Origin of the sequence: Sphingorhabdus profundilacus (assembly GCF_009769755.1) — a bacterium.
GTDB lineage: Bacteria > Pseudomonadota > Alphaproteobacteria > Sphingomonadales > Sphingomonadaceae > Sphingorhabdus_B > Sphingorhabdus_B profundilacus.
Map to the genome: position 1 here is coordinate 903,698 of NZ_SDWJ01000001.1, position 23,009 is coordinate 926,706.

The window sequence follows — 23,009 nt, forward strand, 5'->3', positions numbered from 1 at the left end:
GTCTTGCCAGCCTGCCGCCCCCTATGCAAGGGAGAGGCTTCGCGGTTGCATTTTTTGTCGTAATTCCGCCCGGATATCAGGAACTGGCATGGCGCGTAAATATTTCGGAACCGACGGGATCAGAGGCCGCACCAATGCAGGCGCGATGACGCCCGAAATGGCGATGAAGGTCGGGCAGGCTGCAGGCGCGCATTTCCTGCGTGGCGCGCACAAGCATCGCGTCGTGATCGGCAAGGATACGCGGCTTTCGGGTTATATGATCGAAAATGCGCTGGTCGCCGGATTTACCAGCGTGGGTATGGATGTGGTGCAATTTGGCCCCATCCCGACACCGGCGGTCGCTCTGCTGACCCGGTCGATGCGCGCCGATCTGGGCGTGATGATTTCGGCGAGCCATAACCCTTATGAAGATAACGGCATCAAATTGTTTGGACCGGACGGTTTCAAGCTGTCCGACACGGATGAAATTGCGATTGAAGCCTTGCTCGACAAGCCTGCAAAACTTGCCAATGCGCCAGACGTGGGCAGGGCGCGGCGGATCGAGGACAGCCGGGGCCGCTATATCCATGCAGTCAAGGCATCGGTTCCCGAACATATCCGATTTGATGGACTTCATGTTGTTCTCGATTGCGCGCATGGCGCGGCCTATCAGGTCGCCCCCACCGCAATCTGGGAATTAGGCGCGCAGGTCACGCCGATCGGGGTTAGCCCCAATGGTAAGAACATCAACGACAAGGTCGGTTCGACCTATGTCACCACCTTGCAGGAAACGCTCGTTTCGGCAGGCGCGGATATCGGTATTGCGCTTGATGGCGACGCCGACCGGCTGATCGTTGTCGATGAAAAAGGCCGGGTTGTGGACGGCGATCAGATCATGGCGCTGCTCGGCACGGCGATGAGCCGTGCGGGCAAGCTGACGGGGGATGGCATCGTCGCCACGGTCATGTCCAATCTGGGGCTGGAACGGTATCTCGAAAGCCAGCATCTGAAGCTGGTGCGCGCCAAGGTGGGCGACCGCTATGTTCTTGAAGAGATGCGGAACCATGGCATCAATGTGGGGGGGGAGCAATCGGGGCATATGATCCTGCTCGACCACGCCACGACCGGCGATGGCACGATCGCTGCGCTGCAAGTGTTGGCGCAACTGGTCGAAAGCGGGAAGCCTGCCAGCGAGGTGCTGCACCTGTTCGATCCTGTGCCGCAGCTTTTGAAAAACGTCCGCTTTTCGGGCGGCAAGCCGCTGGACAATCCGGCGGTGCAGGCCGTCATCGCGCAGGCCGAAGCTGAACTGGCGGGCAAGGGCCGTCTGGTCATCCGCCCGTCGGGGACGGAACCTGTGATCCGGGTTATGGCCGAAGGCGACGATGCGGCGCAGGTCGAAAAGCTCGTCGATGCGATCTGCGATGCGGTAAAGGTCGCGGCAGCTTGAACAGCGACGGCAAACCTGTCCGTGTCCTCATCATAGCTGGCTCAGACAGCGGCGGTGGCGCGGGTATTCAGGCGGACATAAAAACCGTCACCATGCTCGGCGGCCATGCGATGACATCGATCACCGCGATCACCGCGCAGAACAGCTTGGGTGTCGATGCGGTCCATATGGTGCCGACCGACATGGTCATTGACCAGATTGCTTCGGTCGTCAGCGATATTGGCGTTGATGCCGTGAAGATCGGCATGATCGGTAGCGCGGATACGGCCCATGCGGTTGCCGACAGCCTCGCCGAACTATCCTGCCCGATCGTGTTCGACCCCGTCATGGTCGCGACAAGTGGCGCGGTTTTGGCCGATGCCGACACCATCTCCGCCTTCGAACGGCTGATGCGGCTCGCCACGATTACGACGCCCAATTTGCCGGAGCTGGAGGCACTGGGCGGCAAGAACGCGCTGTTGGCGCGGCATATTCCTGTGCTGATCAAGGGTGGCCATTCCGATGATGATTTGATCGTTGACGAACTCCATCTGGCAGAGGAGCAATGTGTTAGCTGGTCCGACGAACGGATCGCGACCCGCAGCACGCACGGCACCGGCTGCACGCTCGCCACGGCGATTGCCACCGGCTTGGGGCAGGGGATGGATCTGGTCCCCGCCATCGAACGCGCGCGCCTGTTCGTGCGCCTTGCCTTGCACGACGCGCCGGGGCTTGGGCAGGGACATGGGCCGATGGGGCACCAATCGGTGCGCGAAGATGCGATGGTCGCAGGACCTTCGCTCAATCAGGTGACGGTCGGATGCCGCGACTATAGCGCGTCAGTGGATTTTTACCGCACATTGGGTTTGCAGCAAATTGTGGACAGCCCATCCAACGGCTATGCCCGTTTCGAAATGCCCAATGGTGTGACCTTTTCGGTCCACCAAAGTGATGCGTGCTCAACATCGACCGTGGTCTATTTTGAAAGCAAGCGGCTCGACGCCTGGGTCAGCGAACTGCTCAGCCAGGGCTATATGTTCGACCAGATGCCGCAGGACGAAAGCTGGGGCTGGCGTGAAGCGCGGTTGCTGGATCCGGCGGGCAATATGGTGTGCCTCTATAGCGCAGGCGAAAACAGGCGCTATCCAGCCTGGCGGATATGATTGTCGGTGTAGACGAAGCCGGGCGCGGTCCACTTGCGGGGCCTGTCGTGGCCGCCGCCGTGGTACTCTGTGAAGAGGGGATCGACGGGCTGGACGACAGTAAAAAGCTGTCGCCCAAGAAACGCGCGGCCTTAGAAGAGCAGATAAAGGCCAAATGCCGATGGGCCGTTGGCCTGTGCAGCGTCGAGGAAATCGACCGGATCAATATCCTGCAAGCGACGCTGCTGGCGATGACACGCGCGGTCGAGGCGCTGGCGATTACGCCCGCGCTGGTCATGGTCGATGGCAATCGTCTGCCCAAATGGACCTATCAGGCGCGGGCGGTCGTGGGGGGCGATGCCATCCACCCCTGTATTTCGGCGGCGAGCATCATCGCCAAGGAACATCGTGACCGCCTGATGGTCGAGGCGGATCGGGAGTTTCCCGGCTATGGATGGGCATCGAATAAAGGATATGGCGCGGCGATCCATATGGAGGCGCTCCGCCGCTTGGGGCCCACACCCTTGCACCGCCGGAGCTTCGCGCCTGTTGCACAGATGGTTTTGATGTAACGATATGTAAAATCTTCGGATGTGAGTCCTTCGCGCAACACCACCACCCGTTGAGTCCCCCATGAATCCGGAGACTCTACATCTTGTGTCGGACTCGTTTCGTTCCCGCCAGATAAGGCAATTTGTGGCCCCGTCCGCGCGATTCGCGGCGGATTAATTGGCTTGACGTTAACTCCGTCGCGACTCACTGCGGGCTAAACAGGGTTCGGGAGTATCGCATATGGGTGTCATTGAAAAAATTCGGCCAGCGACGGTAAAGACCGCAGCGCCACAGGCCGATTTGCCTTTGAACCAGATTTTGAAAATGGACTGCATCGAAGCGATGCGGTCGCTACCCGATGCGTGCATCGATATGGTCTTTGCCGATCCGCCCTATAATCTGCAGCTTGGCGGCGACCTGCTGCGTCCCGACAACAGCAAGGTCGATGCGGTCGATGATGACTGGGACAAGTTCGACACCTTCGCAACCTACGACGCCTTTACCCGCGCTTGGCTCGCCGAAGCGCGCCGGATATTGAAGCCGAACGGCTCGCTCTGGGTCATTGGCAGCTACCACAATATATTCCGCGTCGGCACAGCAGTGCAGGATGCCGGTTACTGGATTTTGAACGACATTGTCTGGCGTAAGTCGAACCCGATGCCCAATTTCAAGGGCACCCGCTTTACCAACGCGCATGAAACGCTGATCTGGGCGTCGAAAAGCGAGAAATCGAAATATACGTTCAACTATCGCGCGATGAAAACGCTGAACGACGAACTTCAAATGCGCTCGGACTGGCTGATCCCGATTTGCGGCGGTCAGGAACGGTTGAAGCGCAACGGCACAAAAGCCCACCCGACGCAGAAGCCCGAGGCATTGTTGTACCGCATCCTGTTGGCCTGCACCAAACCCGGCGATGTCGTGCTTGATCCGTTTTTCGGAACAGGCACCACCGGGGCTGTCGCGCGACGTTTGGGTCGGGACTGGATCGGTTGCGAACGCGAAGATGTGTATTGCGAAGTCGCCGAAGAGCGGATTGCCGCAGCATTGCCTCTGGATGAGAGCGCGTTGAAGACAATGCAATCGCCCAAGTCCGCCCCCAAGGTCGCTTTCGGGCAATTGGTCGAGGCGGGCTATCTGACACCCGGTGCGAAGCTGTTTGACCGCAAGCGGCAGTTCGAAGCAGTCGTGCGCGCCGATGGGTCAATTGCCTGCGGTGCCGTCGATGGCTCCATCCATAAGGTCGGTTCGACCATTCAAAATGCGCCGAGCTGCAATGGCTGGACCTATTGGCATTTTGCGGCATCCGACGGCGCGATGAAGCCCATTGACGATCTGCGCCAAACCTATCTTCTTGCAACCGAGCCGTGATCGACCTTTACCTTCGTCCGACGGCCTTTGTTGAAAGTCCGCAGCGGCATGACGGCGCGGCTTTTCGGCTTGCGGGCACAATGCTGTGGTTCTCGCAGATTGAGGTCATCGACCGCACAGGCGCCAGCACCGTGCGGCAGCTTGTCGATATGCGGCAATGGGAGGAATATCTTGCCGGGATCCCGGCGGAAAAGCAGGCGCGCTGTGTCCAGCTTTATACCCGGCTGACAATGCCACGCGCGGCCCTGCAATTGGGGGACCGGACCATCCGCCTCGATCAACCGCAGGTGATGGGCATCATGAACATGACGCCGGACAGTTTTTCCGATGGCGGCAAAAATGCGGATATTGAAACAGCGGTGGAAGCGGCATTTGCGATGACGAGTGCCGGTGCCGCCCTTATCGATATTGGCGGAGAATCCACACGCCCCGGGGCACCGCTGGTGTGGGAAGGGGACGAGATTTCGCGGGTCGAACCGCTGATCCGCCGCCTCGCCGCTTCGGGAACGGCCATATCCATCGACACGCGCAAGGGTGCCGTGATGGAAGCTGCTGTGATTGCGGGCGCGGCCATGGTCAACGACATATCGGCATTGCTGTTCGATGACCGGTCGCTGGAGATCGCAAAGACCCTTAATGTGCCCGTCGTCCTGATGCACGCGCCCGGCCATGGTACCGATCCGCACAAGGGCGGCGACTATGATGACGTCGTCACCAACGTGTTCGACTGGCTGGAAGAGCGGGTTGAGGCCGTCGAAGCCGCGGGCATATCGCGTGACAAGATATTGGTCGATCCCGGCATCGGCTTTGGCAAATCGCTAACCGACAATCTGTCGCTGATCAACAATATGTCGGTATTTCATGGTTTGGGCTGCGCCTTGCTGTTCGGGGCCAGCCGGAAACGGATGATTGGTGCGCTGTCAAATGAAGCCCCCGTGGAACACCGTCTCGGCGGATCGCTTTTCCTCGCCATGAAAGCGGTGGAGCAAGGCGCGCATATCATCCGTGTCCACGATGCCGCCGAAACCGTTCAGGCTGTCCAGGTCTGGCGGGGGCTTCGCGATGCGGCTTTGACGGCAAGGGCATAAGCCCAACCTTACAGGGCTTTGACCGCATTGCTCCTTGGCCGCCGGTGGCCGACAATGTGACCAACAGCTCGAAAAAGGAAATGCCATGATTGCCAAATATATCGTCGGGTACATCGCAACCGGAATTGCCTTTGCGGTGATCGACAGCTTCTGGCTCCGCACCATGTATACCCGGCTGTATCAGCCCGAAATCGGCGAATTGATGATGAAAAACGGATTCCGTCTGGGGCCTGCTATCGTCTTTTACCTGCTCTACATATTGGGCATGATGATCTTTGCGGTTGGTCCTGCGCTGCTGAGCGGCAAATGGCAAACAGCCCTGATCTGGGGCGCATTGCTAGGCTTCTTTTGCTATATGACTTATGATTTGACGAACCACGCGACGATGAAAGTGTGGAGCACAAAAGTGACGGTGCTGGATATCATTTGGGGCACCGTGCTGACGGGATCGGCGTCAGTTGTGGGGTATTGGATTACGACTGCGATTTTGGGGAAGAATTAGGGGGCGGCGTAAAGTCGTTATCGAAACCGACATGTAAAAAATCAAGCCGTCACCCTGAACTTGGTTCAGGGTGCATCGCACCATGGCAACTTCAGTTTGAAAGCAAATGCAGCCGTGCGGCGCGATATGGCTTGTCACTCACCCGGAGGAGTTTCGCTGATAAATGGACCCTGAAACGAGTTCAGGGTGACGGGAATGGAAGGGTTGTAGTGTCAGGATGTTTCGCTGCTTTTTGAGTCTACAAACCAAGTTTCAACAAATGCCTCTCTCTTCACCGTCACCCTGAACTTGTTTCAGGGTCCTAGTCGGCGACGGTGAAAAATAAGACCCTGGAACGCAGTCACCGAAGGTGAAACAAGTTCAGGGTGACGGGATCGAAAGGCGGGGAGTCTGCCCGATCCTCTCAAGCCACGTCGCTAATCCCCAGATCCGCCAGCTTGCGATACAAGGTCGACCGTCCAATGCCCAAACGGCGCGCGACTTCGGTCATGCGGCCGCGATAATGTCCGATGGCGAGGCGAATGACGTCGGCTTCAATTTCTTCCAATGGCCGCATATTGCCGTCGGCTTCGTAGAGGGTAACACCGATACCGTCGTTCGCGCCCGCACCAGTCGAGCCGCCATTGCCCGGCACGCCAACAGCAGCTGAGATCTGCGGAAATTCTCCGGGCGTCAGCGCATCGCGTTCGCACAGGACGGCGGCGCGGAACAGGGCGCTTTGCAATTGGCGGACATTTCCTGGCCAGCTATAGCCGCGCAGCACGGTCAAGGCTTCGTCAGTGATGCCAAGGCTGCGTAAACCGGGCTGGCTAGCCAGACGGCCAAGGAAGTGGCGGGCAAGTGCGGGAATGTCGCTGGTCCGTTCGCGCAAGGGCGGAATGGTCAGTTGAACGACGTTCAACCGGTAAAACAGATCTTCACGAAATTCGCCCAGCGCCAGTTTTTCAGCCAAATTGGAATTGCTCGCAGATATCAGCCGGACATCTATTCGAAAGCTATGCGCCGCGCCCAAGGGCTGTATTTCATTCTGGGTGAGCAGCCGCACAAGCCGGACCTGCGTTTCCTGGGGTAGATGGTCAACCTCGTCCAGAAATACAGCGCCTCCTTCGGCCTGTTGCAAGATACCAATCCGCCGATCAAATGCCCCGGCAAAAGCATCTTTTTCATGCCCGAATAGTACTGAATCGAGCAGGTTGGGCGATATCGCGCCGCAATTAACTTTCAGCAACGGCAGCTTGGATCGGGGGCTGGCGGCGTGAATCGCGTCGGCAACCACCTCTTTGCCCACGCCTGATTCCCCCTCGATAAAGATAGGTGCGCGGCTGCGTGCAGCCTTGGCGGCGATCGCAAGCGCGGCGCGAAATGCCGGCGCAGAACCGATGATTTCTTCAAAGGCCAAGGGCTGGGTAATTTTTTCGGTCAACGGGTGGAGTTCGCCAAACTCCTTGCTCTTGTCAGATGCGAGGCTGAGCGCCGCGATCAGCCGTTCGGCGGCAACGGGTTTGATGATATAATCCGATGCACCTGCGCGCATGGCTTCAATGGCTGCTTCGTTCGACCCAATAGCGGTCATCAACAATATGGGAAGCGCAGGACGGCGTGATTTGAGTTCTGCGATCAAAGATGCGGCGTCGGAACCGGGTACCCACTGATCAAGGATAATTGCGTCCAGCATCATACCATCCTGCGTGCCCAGCATGGCAATGGCGGTCTCGGCATCGCGCGCGAAAACCGTGCGCCAACCGGCACGTGAAGCTATCGCCGACACCAGCCTGCACTGGGCAGGCTCGTCGTCGACAAGCATCAACAATCGGGTCTCTTGTTCTAGCATTCACCATCCATGAACAGGGTCAAGGAAAGTTGTGGTAACGCAAATGAGTAAAGAGCCGATTAAGCACGGCGCATATTTTCTTTGGTCGTGCGTCTTGAGCAATGGAAAATCACAGGTTAAGGCAGAAAGAGAGAAATCGTAAAAGGAGGCAGCATTGGCACATAATCAGGATTTGGGACCGGCTAAGGAAGCGTACAGCGGATTTATCACATTGTTCAAATGGGGCGCTATTGTTGCGGCTTCGGTGACTGCACTGGTTGTGTTGATTATCGCCAGCCGCGCCGCCTGACGTGGTAAAAATCGCTGTATTGAAAGAAACCGCCGCTGGCGAATCCCGCGTTGCTGCATCACCTGAAACAGTAAAGAAATTTATTGGCTTGGGCGCGCGTGTTTCCATTGAGAAAGGCGCAGGGGTTGCTGCTTCGGTCAATGATGCCGATTATGAAGCGATGGGTGCATCGGTCGGTGATCTTTCCGCGACCATCAAGGATGCCGATATCATATTAGGCATTCAAGGTCCCGACCCGAAGGCGTTGAAAGGCATGAAAAGCGGCGCCTGGCTTGTCGCTGGGCTTGACCCTTTCGGCCAACGTGCGCGCATCGACGCTTATGCCAAGGCGGGGGTCGAGGCGCTGGCCATGGAATTTATGCCGCGTATCACGCGTGCACAGTCCATGGACATATTGTCGTCGCAGTCCAATCTTTCCGGTTATAAGGCGGTGATCGAAGCTGCTTCGGTCTATGGTCGTGCTTTTCCGATGATGATGACGGCGGCAGGGACGGTTAGCGCCGCCAAAGCGTTCATCATGGGAGTTGGTGTTGCAGGTTTGCAGGCCATCGCCACGGCACGCCGTCTGGGCGCGCAGGTATCTGCAACGGACGTTCGTTCGGCAACCAAGGAACAGATCGAATCGCTCGGTGCCAAAGCCATTTTCGTTGAAAATGTCGCCGGTATCGAAGGCGAGGGCGCCGGTGGCTATGCGACCGAAATGTCGGATGAATATAAGGCTGCACAGGCCGAACTTGTCTCGGCACATATCGCCAAGCAGGATATCGTCATTACAACGGCGCTGATACCCGGGCGTCCTGCACCGCGGCTCGTATCCGACGCCCAGATTGCGACGATGAAACCGGGGTCGGTCATCTTTGACCTTGCCGTCGCGCAGGGCGGGAATGTCGAGGGATCAAAGGCGGACGAAGTCGTCATCAAACATGGCGTCAAGATTATCGGCTATGCCAATACGCCCGCCCATCTGGCAGCGGATACGTCTGCGCTGTTTTCGCGCAACCTGTTTAACTTCCTTTCTGCCTTTTGGGACAAGGAAGCTGGTAGGCCGGTGCTGCCCGATGATGACGAAATAACCGCCGCAATCCGTCTGACCAAGGACGGCAAAGTCGTGAATGAACGCCTTTTGGCGTGAGGGGGGCATAATGGACTTCATATCAATCCTATCCATCTTTGTGATGGCCTGTTTCGTGGGCTATTATGTCGTTTGGTCAGTTACGCCCGCCTTGCACACGCCGTTGATGGCGGTCACCAATGCGATTTCTTCCGTCATCATCGTCGGTGCGCTGATCGCGTCGGCGGCGGCGGGGTCGCCAAGTGCCAAATGGCTGGGGTTGATTGCGGTGGCATTGGCCAGCGTCAATATCTTCGGTGGCTTCGCCGTGACGGCGCGCATGCTGGCCATGTATAAGAAAAAGGAGCGTTAAGCCATGGAACATGCTGCTCCTCCTGCATGGGTTATGCTCGCCTATCTGATATCGGGCGTTTTCTTCATTCTTGCGCTGCGTGGGCTTTCCTCACCTGCAACATCGCAGCGGGGTAACCGCTTCGGCATGGCCGGTATGCTGATTGCCGTGGTGACGACGCTGGTGACGCATGAAGTAGCTTCTCTGCCCGAGATATTGGGCGCGATCGCCATCGGTGGCGGCATTGGCTGGGTCATCGCCCGCCGCATCGCCATGACCGATATGCCGCAACTTGTGGCTGCATTTCACAGTCTGGTGGGTATGGCGGCGGTACTGGTTGCCGCTGCGGCGTTTTTGAATCCGGTTGCTTTTGGTATTACCGGTGCGGATGGCCTGATCAATCCGGTCAGCCGCGTCGAAATGGGTCTGGGTATCGCCATTGGTGCGATCACCTTTTCAGGGTCGGTCATCGCCTTCCTGAAACTGGCGGGCAAGATGTCGGGCGCGCCGATATTGTTGCCGCTGCGGCATTTGATAAATCTTACGACATTGGCCGCGATTGTCGGTTTGGTGGGCTATTTTACCATTGACCAGTCGCCCTGGATATTCTGGACGATAACCGGATTGAGCTTCCTGATCGGATTTTTGCTGATCATCCCCATCGGTGGGGCGGATATGCCGGTGGTGGTATCCATGCTCAACAGCTATTCAGGCTGGGCGGCGGCGGCGATGGGCTTTACCTTGCACAATACCGCAATGATTATCACCGGCGCATTGGTCGGCTCGTCGGGTGCGATACTGTCCTATATCATGTGCAAGGCCATGAACCGCAGCTTCATCAGCGTGATCGCGGGCGGCTTTGGGGCAGAAGCGGCGGCGTCAGGTGGCGAGGCCAAGGAACAACGCCCATGGAAGCGCGGCTCTGCCGAAGATGCCGCCTATATGATGCAGCAGGCCGAAAGCGTGATTATCGTCCCCGGTTACGGCATGGCGGTGGCGCAGGCCCAGCATGTCTTGCGTGAAATGGCTGATGTTCTCAAAAAACAGGGCGTGAAGGTGAAGTACGCCATTCACCCGGTTGCCGGCCGTATGCCGGGGCATATGAACGTCCTGCTGGCAGAAGCATCGGTTCCCTATGACGAGGTATTCGAGCTGGAAGATATCAACAGCGAATTCGCACAAGCCGATGTCGCGTTCATCATCGGCGCGAATGATGTGGTGAACCCCGCCGCGAAGACCGACAAGACATCGCCCATTTACGGGATGCCCGTGTTCGATGTGGATAAGGCGAAGACCGTTTTCTTCGTCAAACGTTCGATGGGCGGCGTCGGCTATGCGGGCGTCGATAACGACGTCTTTTATATGGACCAGACCATGATGCTCCTCGCCGATGCCAAGAAGATGTGCGAAGACATCGTCAAAGCCTTGCAGCATTAGGTCACTTCACGCTAACGAAGGTCAAAAGGCCGCCTCGAGATATTTCGGGGCGGCATTTTGGTTTTGAAAATGGGAATCTGATATGCGTAAAATGGGACTTATCGGTGGCATGAGCTGGTATTCAACCGAGCTCTATTATGCACGGATCAACAAGCAGGTTTTGAAGCGGACCAACGGGTCGTGCAACGCCCCATTGATAATCGAAAGCCTGAATTTCTGCGACATTGCCAAGGCGAACAGCGAACAGGATTGGGGCCATGTCGCCGAAGTCCTGACAGGGTCGGCGCAACGCCTTGAACAAGCCGGGGCCACTGCGATCCTGATCGGCGCGAACAGCATGCACAAGGTCTATGACCGCGTTGCCCAATCCGTCTCTGTTCCAATCATCCATATTGCCGATGCGGTGGGTGAGAAGATGAAGGCAGGTGGCGTCCAGTCCGCCGCCTTGCTGGGCACGGCCAATGTCATGGCGGAAAATTGGTATCGCCAACGCCTTGTCAAACATGGCGTTACGTTGATGCCGGCGGAAATGGATGATGTCAAAGATCTCGACCGGATCATCTATGACGAGTTGATGCTTGGTCAAGTAAGGCGCGAGTCCGAACGCACCTTGAAAACCATCATCACTGAAATCGATCAGGAAGGCATTAAGGCGGTCGTTCTGGGCTGCACTGAATTGTGCATGATCGTGGATACAAAAGCCAATGTCCTGCCCATTTATGACAGCACGGAAATTCATGCCGATGCCGGCGTGGACTGGATATTGGGTGATGCAGGGAACAGCCCCTAACGCTAATTGAAAGCGCGTATTCCGGCCCCTTTTAATCTCCCTTGGCTTTTTGATTTTCATCAGGCATCTTATCCGCATGAGGATGAGGAACATTGGAATCGTTGGCGCTGCCATGTGCGCGCTTGTGCAACCTGCTTTTGCAAAAACAATCGCTGTCGCGCCCGGTGACGGCGCGCAGGCGCGTTTGCAAGAGGCTTTGATCGCCGCCGAACCCGGCGATGTGGTCGAACTCGGGGCGGGGCGATTTAGTCTTACCGACGGATTGTCGCTCGATGTGAACAATGTCACGGTGAAGGGGATGGGCGCCAAGCTTTCGATCCTCGATTTTTCAGGACAGCAAGGCGCAGGTGAGGGGCTTTTGGTCACATCGGATGATGTGGTCTTGCGAGATTTCGGTGTGGAAAATAGCAAGGGTGACGGCATAAAATCCAAGGGTGCGGACCGGATCGTTTATTTTCAATTGCGGGTTGAATGGACAGGTGGTCCGAAGGAAACCAACGGCGCCTACGGCATTTATCCGGTTGAAAGTAAAGATGTCCTGATTGATAGCGTTATCGTGCGTGGCGCATCGGACGCCGGAATATATGTCGGACAATCGAGAAACATCATTGTCCGGGAATCAATCGCCTCGGAAAATGTTGCGGGTATCGAAATCGAAAACAGCTTTGATGCCGATGTGCACGACAATATCGCGACGCACAACACCGGTGGTATCCTGGTGTTCGATTTGCCAAATTTACCGCAGATGGGCGGTCATAATGTACGGATTTTCGACAATATCATTGTCGATAACATGACACCGAATTTTGCGCCAAAGGGCAATATCGTGGCGAATGTGCCGACCGGCACCGGGGTCATGGTCATGGCCAATCGCAATGTCGAAATTTTCGATAATGTGTTGGGCGAAAATGGCACGTCGAACATCATGGTCGTTGGCTACCGTTTCCCCCACAATGACCCGAAATATGACCCTTTGCCCCGCGATGTGGTGATTTGGGATAATCAGCATGGCCGCGCAGGATGGGACCCCAAATTTCGCGGCGGCAAGGAAATCGCAGCAGCGATGGGCGGCAGTTTTCCGGCGATTTTCTGGGATGGCGCAGGTGGCCCTACCAAAGCACCGATAGTATCGGATACCGTATCTGCGCTTTCGCTTGGATTGACTGATATTTTGGCTGATCCCGCAACGGCATCGCCTGTTCCGCTGGCGGTCTCGACCACGCGCCCTGCTGCATTACCAGCGATTAAATTGCCTGATTCGATGGAGGCTGTGGTCCGATGATGCGCTGGCTGTTGCCGCTTCTTGCGTGTTTCGCAACAGCCGTCGCGACATCGGCCAACGATCCAGAAATCGCCGAAAACATGATCGCTGGCGAACAAAATCCGCCTACATTGTCCGAATTCGGCTTTTTCAAGGGCGGCGCGGCGCATCCGTCATCGCAGATGATTCCCTATACGTTACGCACGCCGTTATTTTCCGATTATGCCGAAAAACAACGTTTCATCTTCATTCCCCGCGACGGCGTCGTAACCGCTGATGCTCAGGGCAAGCTGGTTTTTCCCGTAGGAACCGCTTTGGTCAAAAGCTTTGGGTATCAGGATGTTGAAACAGGCAACCTCAACATTTTGGAAACCCGGCTATTGTTGCACAGGGCCAATGGGTGGGTGGCTTTGCCCTATGTGTGGCGCGCCGACGGCAGTGATGCCGACTTACGTGTCGGCGGCACCCGGATCCCGGTCAGCTTCGATCTTCATGGGGCAAAAACCTCAATCAGCTATGCCGTGCCCAATAAAAACCAGTGCAAACAATGCCATTCATCGGCCGAACAGATTACGCCCATCGGCCCGATCTGGCAAAATATGGAATTTCCGCGTTCCGGGGACGCGGCGCGCTTCACGCGGCAAATCCCGACGCTGGCAAGTTTTGCAAAATGGGCCAGATGGGACGATCGCGATCCACACAATCTGCAAGATCGGGCGCATATTTATCTCAAGGTGAATTGCGGCCATTGCCATGCCCCGAAAGGAGCCGCGAGCAATAGTGGGCTGTTCCTCGACGGCTCAGCCACCGATGCAGCCTCCGCCGGAATCGGGAAAAGGCCAGTGGCCGCCGGACGGGCGAGCGGAGATCTGGATTTCATCATCGAGGCCGGACATCCGGAACGCTCGATCCTGATTTCACGCATGAAAAGCACGGATCCTGGCATTGCCATGCCCGAACTGGGCCGGGCGTTGCATCATGCAGAGGGGGTGAAGGTGCTGGAAGACTGGATCGCGGCCATGCCGCCAACAGTTCACTGACGCATCAGCCTTTTCATTTCATACCGTTTGCCGGTCCAACCTTCAAAAACGGCTTTTATACCCGGATGTGTAATTGGCCCATGTTCATCATCGGCCAATAGATTTTGCTGGCTGACATAGGCGATATAGCTGCTGTCCGCATTTTCGGCGAACAGGTGATAAAAGGGCTGTTCTTTTGACGGACGCACGGGTTCGGGTATGGATTCATACCATTCGTCGCTGTTGGAAAAAACCGGATCAATATCAAACACCACACCGCGAAAGTCGAAAATACGGTGCCGTACAACATCGCCAATCGCAAATTGGGCAATCGCTACTTCGGGAATCAAAACCTTGTTACGCATATAGCCCATATCAGCGCATTATATGGGCAAATCAACCTTGCCGCTTGGCAAAGCGAAAAACTTCGGTTAATGGCCCCGCTCTGTCTTCAGGGCGCGCCGTTTTGCGGCACTGACCAGCCCTGCGGATTTGCGGAGAGATGGCTGAGTGGTCGAAAGCACCGCACTCGAAATGCGGCGTGCTCGTGAGGGTACCTAGGGTTCGAATCCCTATCTCTCCGCCATTTACCTTTGCACTGTGAAAGCCAAAAATGGTGGCTTTAATATTCGGTGTTCGCTAGCAGGACTGCTTATAAATTCTGGGATGTTAAAATGTTTTACCGATTCTTGATGCTTCTTTTGTCATTTACCCTGGCTTCTTGCGGAAGTTCGCAATTGGGTAGTGTGGGAAGTGCATCGGATATAAAGATCGTAGACAGCAATGTTTTACCTGAACCGACCCGTCTGGATTTATTTGAGCAGAATCGGCCCTATTTGATTGGTCCCTTTGATAAACTTGTCATCGATGTTTTCGGCATTGAAGAATTGAGCAAACAGGAAGTGCAAACTGATGCCGGGGGGCGAATTTCCTTTCCGCTGGCAGGGATCATCACTGCCGCCGGCAAGACCCCAGGTGAACTTGAAGAGGAAATTGAAGGCCGGTTGCGCGGGCAATATGTGCGTGACCCCCAAGTCACCGTGAATTTAAAAGAAACGGTTAGCCAGGTCGTCACTATCGACGGACAAGTGCGCGAACCGGGCCTTTATCCTGTCATCGGCCGCATGACGTTGATGCGGGCGGTGGCCGTGGCAAAAGGCACTGCCGAATTCGCCAAACTGGATGATGTCGTCATTTTTCGAACTGTTAACGGCCAGAAAATGGCAGCCTTGTATAATTTGAAGGCGATAAGGCGCGGCAATTATAATGACCCGGAAGTGTTCGCAAATGACGTCGTGGTTGTTGGAGATTCGCAGGCACGCAGACTGTTTAAGGACGCCCTCCAGATTGCACCGACTTTGTTGACACCGCTCGTTTATATTTTGACCACCAATTGATCGTTTCGAACGGCAAAGCCTGAAAAGGCTTCGTTTAGAATATCTAGCATCTCAATTATATCCGCAACCGATGAAATTCGTCTTGCAGTTTAGAAATTTATGCTATGCAAAGCTACTGGTTGGGGTGGCCGGACACTGATTTATCGGGGGCTTTATGGCATTCCACTCTCGCGTTATTGATGGCGCAGTTGAAAAACCGGTTCTCGCTTTGCAGGAACGTGTTCTGGGTATTCCGATAACCGAACGCAATTTTCGTGAAATCTCGCTCCGGCATGATCGGGAAGATAAGATCTTTTGGTGCTTCATGGATCAGACGGGCCGCCCCAGTTATACCTATAGCCTGGGCGCTGAAATCCAGCAGGTGCAGGACTGGATCGCGAACAATTATACAATTCCGGCAAATAGCGCGCATGATGATTTACGCTATTTCGTATGCGGTTCTAAAACACCGGGCATCTATAATTTGGGCGGCGATCTTCGGCATTTTGCCGAATGTATCCGTAACCGTGATTTGGCGGCCATGCGGAGTTACGCCGAAACCTGCGTGCGGATGCAATATGCCAATGCCAACAGCTTTGGCGCGCCGATCATCACAATGGCTCTGGTTCAGGGTGATGCGCTCGGCGGCGGGTTTGAACATGCGCTGGCTTTCGATATTCTTGTCGCCGAACGCAGCGCGCGGATGGGGCTGCCGGAAATCATCTTCAACCTCTTTCCGGGAATGGGGGCCTATAGCTTCCTGCTGCGCCGGGTCGGCCGCAAGACAGCGGAAAGCTTCATATTAGAGGGCAAAATCCATAGCGCAGAGGAATTATACGACCTTGGTATCGTCGACATATTGGTCGATGACGGGCAGGGCGAGGCCGCCATTGTCGAATATTGCCAAAAAGGTCAGGCGCGTTTTGCCGCGGAACGGGCGGTCTATTTGGCGCGCAGAGCTGCCGATCCGGTGGAATTGGAGGAATTGCTCCGGATCACGAATATCTGGGCGGAAACTGCCATGACCTTGACCGAGGCTGACGTTCGAAAAATGGAACGGCTCGCCGACGCGCAAGAGCGCCGGATTCAGCGCAGCCTGAAGGCTGCTGTCTAGGCCGTCACGGCCTAGCCGTGCTGCTGGATTGTCGTTCGTAAGATTGCTCTTCACTCAGCTCTCTTAACGCGCACAGGACCATATCCAGTTCCTGTTCGATTTTCCGCAGATAGTGGAAACGGTTCTCTTCAAATTCGGCTTCGGTAACACGTTCCAGTTTTCCGCAGAGTTCTGCCAGTTTTTTGGCACCCATATTGTTGCTCGAACTTTTGATGGCATGGGCGCAAAATCTGAAATCGTGAACTTTTCCATCATGAACCGACCGCCGCAACGGTTCGAGCGTCTGTTCGGTGTCTTCAAAAAATCCGTCGATCATGCCCGAAACAAACACCCCGTCCCCGATTGACATGAGATATTCAATTTGGCTCGGGTCTATCGCCGCATGGGAGGGCGTGGCAACAGGGGCGAGCGGAACAACGACGTTCATCGGGTCGGGTCCGATGCTCTCGATCAATGCGGCGCCGTGCGCGGATGGCGCACATAGCTGTTCAATGGTCGCAAGCAACAGCTTGGCATCGACCGGTTTTGTGATCCGCAAATCCATACCCGCTTTCCGGCACCGGATTTCCGTATCTGCCGTGGCATCGGCTGTAACGCCGACAATTGGCAAATGCTGGCGACCCCCTTCTATTTGGCGCCACATCATGCAGGCATCTATGCCGTTCAAGCGCGGCATATTTATGTCGAGCAACAAAATGTCGAATTGCCCATTTTCTAGGGCATCCAGCGCCTCGTCACCATCGGCCACCATTGTGACTTCATGATGCGCCGTCCCCAAAATGGCTCCCAACACATTCCGGTTGGTGCGATTGTCGTCGGCGACCAATATCTTGCGCGGTTGATAATGGGGTTTTTCCGAAGGTGCATTTTCGTCGACAGGTTTGAACTGCCGCGCGAAAGAACATCCGATCCGGATGGCGCTCCGCAATTCTGCAAAATTGGGCGACGCGGGCAAAATCGATGCAAATGCCGCGCGCAAGGCAACTTCTTCGATATCCACCGCATTGTCATCAGTAACAAGAACAGGCGCGATTTCGGCATCTGCAAAGCTATCCCAAATGGGGCTTTCCGGCTCGATTTGGCGCGCTAGCGCGTGCGAAATCAGGGCCACCTTAAATTGATGAAGCCCTTTATCCGCGATAATGGCAGCCAGTTCTGCTGGCGTTTCACAGTTGATGTGCCGCAAAATGAAATTGTCCGCTGTCCTTGCCTCTACCAGCAATTCCGGCGCAATATTGCCAAAGGATATGATGTGAACGAGGTCGCTGGTCCCGGAAACCCATTCAGTTTCTTCAATCTCGACCAGATTGACCGGTACTTCGATCAGGAAAGTACTTCCCCGACCCAAATTGCTTTCCGCCGATATCCGGCCGTTGACCTGCTCGACGAGCTGCTTGCAGATGGCCAAGCCGAGACCTGTTCCACCAAAGCGGTTCAATACCGTTTCGTCCGCTTGCTGAAAGGGCTGGAAAATGCGTTCGATCGCGCTTTCCGCGATCCCGATGCCGGTATCGCTCACCGAAAACCAGATATAATCCTTGCCTGCCTGAATCGAAAAGCCGCTATGGATCGAAATATTGCCCGCCTCGGTAAATTTGAGCGCGTTGCCGACCAGATTGAGCAAAATGTTCCGCAACACATCTGTCGGTCCCTCAACCAGACGGTCTGACAGCGGCTCGGCTTGCAAATGGAGCGCCAAGCCTTTGTCTTCGATACGGACCGCCATGATGTTGCGGATTTCGGTCAGCAATTCGGTCGGACGGAATGCGGATGTTTTTACCTGCGCCGAACCAGTGCCCGTTTTGGCGACTTCAATCAATTGTTCGATCAGGTGAAGCAGATGTTCCCCCGCCAAAACGCTGGCCTCGATCATTTCCTTTTGCGCGCGTGGCATTTCGGATTGGCGCAAATGGTTGCCATAACCGATGATGGCATTCAACGGGGTGCGTAATTCGTGGCTCACGCTTGCAAGGAAATAGCTTTTCGCCTTGCTGGCCATTTCGGCCTGTTCCTTGGCATGGGAAATTTTGCGGATCAGTGTCGAACAATAAGCAGGGATAACCATGAGCCCGAGAGTCAGTGCATATCCCAGATTGGAATTTCGCTGCCAATATTCTGTCGAAGCCACGATGAAACCAAATGCAATTGTCGAAAAAATTGCGGCAATAAACAGCCATTTCAAGCCATATCGAAATCCGTTGCCCAATATCATCCATAATATGATGGGGTAGAATATGGACATATGCTCCGGTTCGCGCATCATCACCGTAAACGCCATCATCACATCCAGAATGATTGCGGAGAACCATCGTTCTTCGGGACGTCTGATGCCTCTTTTCTGCATGGCATACAAAACGGCGTTGAAGGACAGATAGGCGAAAAATGCAGAAAAGATGATCGTGTCAAATGCAAACAAGTAACAGCCAATGCCAGACGCTCCGCCCATGACCAGGCGGTTGCGTAAAATTTCCTGTTCCGGGCTGAGTTGGCCGCGTATCTGCTTTAAATAGGCAATCATGGTGCGCCTGTTTCAACTTTAGGGGCGAGACCGGTAAAGAGATTGCGAAGTTCGTTTACCGCCAGAGGACGGCCAAGTAAAAATCCCTGTGCCTCGTCACAGCCCGATGCCCGGAGCAGTGCAAATTGCGCTTCATTCTCGACACCTTCCGCCACCACGCGCATATTCAGGGCATGGGCCAAATGGGCGATTGTCGATATAATGGCGCGGTCGGCAGAAGAATTTTCGATACGCGCGATAAAGGTCTGATCGATTTTCAAGCGCGTTGCCGGCAGATCGCGCAGATATTGCAACGATGAATAGCCCGTTCCGAAATCGTCAATCGAAATGCCGACCCCGCTGGAACGCAATTTCATCAGCTGGTCGCGCACTTCCTGATTATGTTCCAACAATAATTCTTCGGTAATTTCAATCGCAAGCCTGCCCGTGGGAATATTATATGTGGCAATATTTTCCAGAATGTCCGCGCTCATATTGCTATATTGAAATTGCTTCGGCGACACATTGACGGCGACAGGTGGCAGGATAATGCCTTCATCTGCAAAGGCTGAAATTTGCCTGCATGCCTTGTTGATGACCCACTGACCGATATTTCCGATCAGCCCGGAGTCATTGGCAACGCGGATGAAATCATGGGGCACAAGCCGCCCGCGCACGGGGTGTTGCCACCGTAACAGTGCCTCTAGTCCCACATAATTGCCGGTTCCAATGTCAACAATGGGCTGATATTCCAGGAACAGTTGTTCATGGTTGAGCGCGTCACGCAAATCACTTTCGACCCCGGCATTTAGCTGCGCGATCTGGTTCATTCTGGGTGAAAAGAAACAGAATCTGTTTCGGCCCGATGATTTGGCCTCATACATCGCCAGGTCGGCAAGCCGGAGAAGTTCATCCGACGAATTGCCATCGTCGGGGATCAGGGCAATACCGATGCTCGCCCCGATCAATTGCTCCACCCCGCCAACCGAATAGGGCTCGCCAATTTGTGTCAACAGCTTCGAACAACTGGCAACCAACTGGTCCTGGCTTTCAAGATTTTGCATGACGATAGCAAATTCATCACCGCCAATTCGGGCGGCGAACCCATTTTTGTCCAACGCTCCGCTCAATCGTTCGGCAACCTGACGCAGCAACATGTCGCCAGCCTGATGCCCTCTGGTGTCGTTAATGACCTTGAACCGGTCCAGATCAAGTAACAGCAGCGCCGCACCTTTGCCCGTCGCATTGCAATCATCAATCGTAATTCGCATGCGTTCGGACAGCAAAGTCCGGTTCGGAAGGCCGGTAAGCATATCATGCAAAGCCAGATGGGTCCGATGTTCTTCGGCAAATTTGCGCGCCGTGATGTCCAGCCCTGTGGTCAATATCCCGATGGTTTGATTATCTTTGTTTAACAAAGGCGACTTGTTGCAATGAAAGGTCAGTTCAATGTCTTCACTAACAAATTTCTCTTCATAATTGGGAATCGAAATGCCGGTTTCCAAAATGACATTATTCCGGCGTTGTTCGCGTTCGACAACTTCAGGGGGTAGAATTTCAGTGATCGGATGGCCGACCAATTCTTCGGGATCGCGACCAAATAGGGCGGCTTGGTAGGAATTCAGAAACAGGAATTTGCCGTTGCGATCAGTGGCATTGATCAAAATCGGCGTTGTGTCGATAATCTGTTCCAGCATGGATTTGCCAGTCGGTTCAATACCGTCGTCTTCGCCGGGCACAGTGCGGTTATTGAGGGCGAGGGACTGTTTCAGTTCCTGTTGTTTTTGAAACTGGCCGAGCAGCAAAATGGCGCGGTCGCGAAACTCGACATGAGACACAGGACTTTGCAGAAAATCTGTTGCCCCTGCATCCAGCGCACTAATCCGGCATTCCCTGTCTTGCCGTGCGGTGATGATGATCGCCGGAATATGTGCGCCAACTGTTCGTGCCCTGAATTTGGAAATAAAGGCCGCGCCATCCATTTCAGGCATACGATAATCAACGATGAGGAGGTCGGCATGCTCGGTTTCGAGCCACTTCAATGCCTCTACAGCACTGTGGAAGCATGTGGCGGAGTATTCCGGACCCATCATTGCGACATATTGCGCGTAGACGCGCAAATTGGTCGAACGATCATCAACTATGACTATGCGCGCAAGCATGCTTCTCGCGTTAGCCGGAGAACCTCAAGGATTGGTTAAGGGAGCGTTTGTAAATTGCGCCGAATTTGTAAGGTTCAGGACCCAAAACATCATGGTCGATCCTAGTTGGGCGCCCCGGGGGAATTTGACCCGTTTTGCCCAAGGGCATCGATGTCGGCTTTTGCGTCGGCTTCTATTATTTTGGTGGCCTCTTCAGCTGCCTTTTCGATCGAATCCTGACGGTTTCCGATCTTGTCCTGCTTGTTATCGTCTGTGGCGGTTTTTTCAGGATCGCCCGATTTAACGGCAGACGGCTGGGATGTACAGGCCGATAAAACCGCGATCATGCAAACCAGAAAAATCCGAGTTCTCATGGCATCGGCTCCGGATTGAGCGGGCCTTCATAATTTGCAACCAACGCAAGGGTGGAAACCCAAGCGGCCACATTTTGGCGCAATTCGGCCTTATCGATCTTGTCCAGCGTGTCGTCAGGCGTGTGATGCAGGTCAAAATATTTGGTGCCATCTTGTTGCAAGTCGATGATTCCCGGTTTTTGGGCGGCGATTATTGCCCCGATATCGGCACCGCCAGCAGCAACATTCTTACGGGGAACAACGCCGAGTGGGGCAAGTGCTGCAACTATCTTTCTTTTCAGTTCGGACGCACTTTCAGGAAGCAGAAAATCGACAGCCCATACATTACCGGCGCCAAAATCGGATTCCATGGCCAGACCATGTCCTTCGGTCGCATGTTGCGCGCCATAATCCTTGCCGCCCCAAACCCCCACTTCTTCGGCACCTGCCCACAAAAGTCGAACAGTCCGTTTAGGTTGTCCTAATGTTTTCAGATGCTTGGCCGCCGCTGTTATTATTCCACATCCTGCGGCATCATCAATCGCGCCGGTCCCAAGATCCCAACTGTCGAGATGACATGCGATGACAATAATCGGCAATTTCGGGTTACTACCGGGTATTTCGGCCAGAACATTGCCCGATGTCTGCATTCCGATATTTTGCGGCGTCAGTTTAAGTTTCATGGTTATGGCTTTGCCGCGCCCGAGCATTCTTTCGAGATTTTCCGCATCCGGTATCGAAATTGCGCCGGACGGAATCGGCGTAACCCCGGCTTCAAAGTTGGTGTTGCCGGTGTGCGGATTGCGATGATAATCGGTTCCTGCCGACCGAATAATGATCGCCGCAGCCCCCTTTTTCGCCGCAATGTTCGGGCCGACAAATCGCGCAGGTCCAAAGGCGGCATAGCTGCTGCCGTCTTGCGTCCGGTGCATGGCATGGCTGACAAAGGCGATCTTGCCTTTCAGGCTGCCATCCGGGACAACGCGCAGGTCATCCAAAGTCGGGAAATAGGCAATTTCAGCCTCCAGTCCCGCTTCGCCAGTGCTACCGCTATTGCCCAGCGCCGTGATGGCGAGCTTTTGCCTGAAAGGCGATGAAATTTCCGCCTTTTCTTCGCCCCGGACCCAAGTCGGCATCTTGAATTCTTCAATGCGGACATTTTCGAAACCCAGCGCCTTCAACTTGTTTACCGCCCAGATTCGCGCCCGCGCCTCTGCCTCTGTTCCGCCCTGACGGGGGCCGATTTCGGTGGTCAGGCCTTCGATGACGTCATACGCTACTTCGTCACTTTTCAGCACGCTTTCGCGTGCATCAGATAATGTCGATTGTGCGTTGGCGACGGAATAAGTTGCTGAAATCAGCAGCATTGATGCTGCGGCGAATGATCTGGAATGTTTGTTCATGGGGCACAGGCATAATAGCCTGCCATAGTTTT

Annotated in this window: 21 protein-coding genes and 1 tRNA gene; 16 read left to right on the forward strand and 6 right to left on the reverse strand. The window is 55.0% G+C overall.

Annotated features, from left to right (window positions below):
- The first annotated feature begins 88 nt into the window (after positions 1-88).
- From glmM to EUU23_RS04165, 6 genes are all read left to right on the forward strand, one after another.
- Positions 89-1,429, forward strand: a complete 1,341-nt coding sequence (gene glmM / locus EUU23_RS04140) for a phosphoglucosamine mutase (RefSeq protein WP_160352831.1) — start codon at positions 89-91, stop codon at positions 1,427-1,429.
- Complete coding sequence (gene thiD, locus EUU23_RS04145) at positions 1,426-2,571, forward strand: bifunctional hydroxymethylpyrimidine kinase/phosphomethylpyrimidine kinase (RefSeq protein ID WP_160352832.1); 1,146 nt, start codon at positions 1,426-1,428, stop codon at positions 2,569-2,571. Before glmM ends, thiD begins: the two co-directional genes overlap by 4 nt.
- The gene (locus EUU23_RS04150; protein ID WP_160352833.1) at positions 2,568-3,122 is read left to right on the forward strand and encodes a ribonuclease HII; all 555 of its coding nucleotides are present in this window, start codon (positions 2,568-2,570) and stop codon (positions 3,120-3,122) included. Before thiD ends, EUU23_RS04150 begins: the two co-directional genes overlap by 4 nt.
- Before the next feature lie 220 nt (positions 3,123-3,342).
- Positions 3,343-4,473: a site-specific DNA-methyltransferase gene (locus EUU23_RS04155; RefSeq protein WP_160352834.1), complete on the forward strand. Its 1,131-nt coding sequence runs from the start codon at positions 3,343-3,345 to the stop codon at positions 4,471-4,473.
- Positions 4,470-5,561 (forward strand): dihydropteroate synthase, encoded by a 1,092-nt coding sequence (gene folP, locus EUU23_RS04160; protein WP_343032675.1) that lies wholly within the window; start codon positions 4,470-4,472, stop codon positions 5,559-5,561. The genes EUU23_RS04155 and folP overlap by 4 nt, the downstream gene beginning before the upstream one ends.
- Positions 5,562-5,646: 85 nt before the next feature.
- Positions 5,647-6,063 (forward strand): DUF2177 family protein, encoded by a 417-nt coding sequence (locus EUU23_RS04165; protein ID WP_160352835.1) that lies wholly within the window; start codon positions 5,647-5,649, stop codon positions 6,061-6,063.
- Positions 6,064-6,466: 403 nt separating this feature from the next.
- Here the strand turns inward: EUU23_RS04165 and EUU23_RS04170 are convergent, their stop codons facing one another.
- Positions 6,467-7,894 (reverse strand): sigma-54-dependent transcriptional regulator, encoded by a 1,428-nt coding sequence (locus EUU23_RS04170; protein ID WP_160352836.1) that lies wholly within the window; start codon positions 7,892-7,894, stop codon positions 6,467-6,469.
- A 154-nt stretch (positions 7,895-8,048) separates the two neighbouring features.
- Here EUU23_RS04170 and EUU23_RS14265 point away from each other — a divergent pair, with 154 nt between their 5' ends.
- The 7 genes from EUU23_RS14265 to EUU23_RS04200 all read left to right on the forward strand — a co-directional run bounded on the left by EUU23_RS14265 (position 8,049) and on the right by EUU23_RS04200 (position 14,114).
- Positions 8,049-8,183 carry a hypothetical protein gene (locus EUU23_RS14265; RefSeq protein WP_281346868.1) on the forward strand — a complete coding sequence of 45 codons (135 nt, stop codon included), beginning with the start codon at positions 8,049-8,051 and terminating at the stop codon, positions 8,181-8,183.
- A 1-nt stretch (position 8,184) separates the two neighbouring features.
- Positions 8,185-9,315 carry a Rossmann-fold NAD(P)-binding domain-containing protein gene (locus EUU23_RS04175; RefSeq protein WP_160352837.1) on the forward strand — a complete coding sequence of 377 codons (1,131 nt, stop codon included), beginning with the start codon at positions 8,185-8,187 and terminating at the stop codon, positions 9,313-9,315.
- A gap of 10 nt (positions 9,316-9,325) precedes the next feature.
- Positions 9,326-9,607, forward strand: coding sequence for an NAD(P) transhydrogenase subunit alpha part 2 (locus tag EUU23_RS04180; protein ID WP_143775446.1), 282 nt, complete (start codon positions 9,326-9,328; stop codon positions 9,605-9,607).
- Positions 9,608-9,610: 3 nt separating this feature from the next.
- Positions 9,611-11,023: an NAD(P)(+) transhydrogenase (Re/Si-specific) subunit beta gene (locus EUU23_RS04185; protein WP_160352838.1), complete on the forward strand. Its 1,413-nt coding sequence runs from the start codon at positions 9,611-9,613 to the stop codon at positions 11,021-11,023.
- Between the two features lie 82 nt (positions 11,024-11,105).
- Positions 11,106-11,813 (forward strand): aspartate/glutamate racemase family protein, encoded by a 708-nt coding sequence (locus tag EUU23_RS04190; RefSeq protein ID WP_160352839.1) that lies wholly within the window; start codon positions 11,106-11,108, stop codon positions 11,811-11,813.
- 76 nt (positions 11,814-11,889) lie between these two features.
- Entirely contained in the window at positions 11,890-13,095 is a 1,206-nt protein-coding gene (locus tag EUU23_RS04195) for a parallel beta-helix domain-containing protein (protein ID WP_160352840.1), read from the forward strand.
- Positions 13,092-14,114, forward strand: coding sequence for an SO2930 family diheme c-type cytochrome (locus EUU23_RS04200; RefSeq protein ID WP_160352841.1), 1,023 nt, complete (start codon positions 13,092-13,094; stop codon positions 14,112-14,114). The genes EUU23_RS04195 and EUU23_RS04200 overlap by 4 nt, the downstream gene beginning before the upstream one ends.
- Here the strand turns inward: EUU23_RS04200 and hspQ are convergent.
- Positions 14,108-14,458: a heat shock protein HspQ gene (gene hspQ, locus EUU23_RS04205; RefSeq protein ID WP_246156090.1), complete on the reverse strand. Its 351-nt coding sequence runs from the start codon at positions 14,456-14,458 to the stop codon at positions 14,108-14,110. The genes EUU23_RS04200 and hspQ overlap by 7 nt on opposite strands.
- Positions 14,459-14,589: 131 nt before the next feature.
- Between hspQ and EUU23_RS04210 the strand changes: the two genes are divergently transcribed.
- The 3 genes from EUU23_RS04210 to EUU23_RS04220 all read left to right on the forward strand — a co-directional run bounded on the left by EUU23_RS04210 (position 14,590) and on the right by EUU23_RS04220 (position 16,583).
- Positions 14,590-14,679 (forward strand) — tRNA-Ser (locus EUU23_RS04210).
- A gap of 160 nt (positions 14,680-14,839) precedes the next feature.
- Complete coding sequence (locus tag EUU23_RS04215; protein ID WP_343032691.1) at positions 14,840-15,490, forward strand: polysaccharide biosynthesis/export family protein; 651 nt, start codon at positions 14,840-14,842, stop codon at positions 15,488-15,490.
- Positions 15,491-15,644: 154 nt separating this feature from the next.
- A complete protein-coding gene (locus EUU23_RS04220) occupies positions 15,645-16,583 on the forward strand; it encodes a crotonase/enoyl-CoA hydratase family protein (protein WP_160352844.1) in 939 nt (312 codons plus the stop codon).
- A gap of 4 nt (positions 16,584-16,587) precedes the next feature.
- Here EUU23_RS04220 and EUU23_RS04225 read toward each other — a convergent pair whose 3' ends face one another.
- The 4 genes from EUU23_RS04225 to EUU23_RS04240 all read right to left on the reverse strand — a co-directional run bounded on the left by EUU23_RS04225 (position 16,588) and on the right by EUU23_RS04240 (position 22,977).
- On the reverse strand, positions 16,588-19,101 hold the full coding sequence (locus EUU23_RS04225; protein WP_160352845.1) for an ATP-binding protein: 2,514 nt from the start codon (positions 19,099-19,101) through the stop codon (positions 16,588-16,590).
- Positions 19,098-21,242 (reverse strand): EAL domain-containing response regulator, encoded by a 2,145-nt coding sequence (locus EUU23_RS04230; protein WP_160352846.1) that lies wholly within the window; start codon positions 21,240-21,242, stop codon positions 19,098-19,100. The genes EUU23_RS04225 and EUU23_RS04230 overlap by 4 nt, the downstream gene beginning before the upstream one ends.
- A gap of 101 nt (positions 21,243-21,343) precedes the next feature.
- Positions 21,344-21,595 (reverse strand): hypothetical protein, encoded by a 252-nt coding sequence (locus tag EUU23_RS04235; RefSeq protein ID WP_160352847.1) that lies wholly within the window; start codon positions 21,593-21,595, stop codon positions 21,344-21,346.
- Complete coding sequence (locus tag EUU23_RS04240) at positions 21,592-22,977, reverse strand: M28 family peptidase (protein WP_160352848.1); 1,386 nt, start codon at positions 22,975-22,977, stop codon at positions 21,592-21,594. The genes EUU23_RS04235 and EUU23_RS04240 overlap by 4 nt, the downstream gene beginning before the upstream one ends.
- Between the last annotated feature and the right edge of the window lie 32 nt (positions 22,978-23,009).

Coding starts and splice junctions, on each gene's coding strand:
- EUU23_RS04150 (WP_160352833.1), top strand. CDS start 2,568: ATGATTGTCGGTGTAGACGAAGCCGGGCGCGGTCCACTTGCGGGGCCT.
- EUU23_RS04225 (WP_160352845.1), bottom strand. CDS start 19,101: ATGATTGCCTATTTAAAGCAGATACGCGGCCAACTCAGCCCGGAACAG.
- EUU23_RS04180 (WP_143775446.1), top strand. CDS start 9,326: ATGGACTTCATATCAATCCTATCCATCTTTGTGATGGCCTGTTTCGTG.
- EUU23_RS04230 (WP_160352846.1), bottom strand. CDS start 21,242: ATGCTTGCGCGCATAGTCATAGTTGATGATCGTTCGACCAATTTGCGC.
- EUU23_RS04240 (WP_160352848.1), bottom strand. CDS start 22,977: ATGAACAAACATTCCAGATCATTCGCCGCAGCATCAATGCTGCTGATT.
- EUU23_RS04195 (WP_160352840.1), top strand. CDS start 11,890: ATGAGGATGAGGAACATTGGAATCGTTGGCGCTGCCATGTGCGCGCTT.
- EUU23_RS04165 (WP_160352835.1), top strand. CDS start 5,647: ATGATTGCCAAATATATCGTCGGGTACATCGCAACCGGAATTGCCTTT.
- EUU23_RS04185 (WP_160352838.1), top strand. CDS start 9,611: ATGGAACATGCTGCTCCTCCTGCATGGGTTATGCTCGCCTATCTGATA.
- EUU23_RS04190 (WP_160352839.1), top strand. CDS start 11,106: ATGCGTAAAATGGGACTTATCGGTGGCATGAGCTGGTATTCAACCGAG.
- EUU23_RS04170 (WP_160352836.1), bottom strand. CDS start 7,894: ATGCTAGAACAAGAGACCCGATTGTTGATGCTTGTCGACGACGAGCCT.
- EUU23_RS04235 (WP_160352847.1), bottom strand. CDS start 21,595: ATGAGAACTCGGATTTTTCTGGTTTGCATGATCGCGGTTTTATCGGCC.
- EUU23_RS04220 (WP_160352844.1), top strand. CDS start 15,645: ATGGCATTCCACTCTCGCGTTATTGATGGCGCAGTTGAAAAACCGGTT.
- EUU23_RS04200 (WP_160352841.1), top strand. CDS start 13,092: ATGATGCGCTGGCTGTTGCCGCTTCTTGCGTGTTTCGCAACAGCCGTC.
- EUU23_RS04155 (WP_160352834.1), top strand. CDS start 3,343: ATGGGTGTCATTGAAAAAATTCGGCCAGCGACGGTAAAGACCGCAGCG.
- hspQ (WP_246156090.1), bottom strand. CDS start 14,458: ATGCGTAACAAGGTTTTGATTCCCGAAGTAGCGATTGCCCAATTTGCG.
- glmM (WP_160352831.1), top strand. CDS start 89: ATGGCGCGTAAATATTTCGGAACCGACGGGATCAGAGGCCGCACCAAT.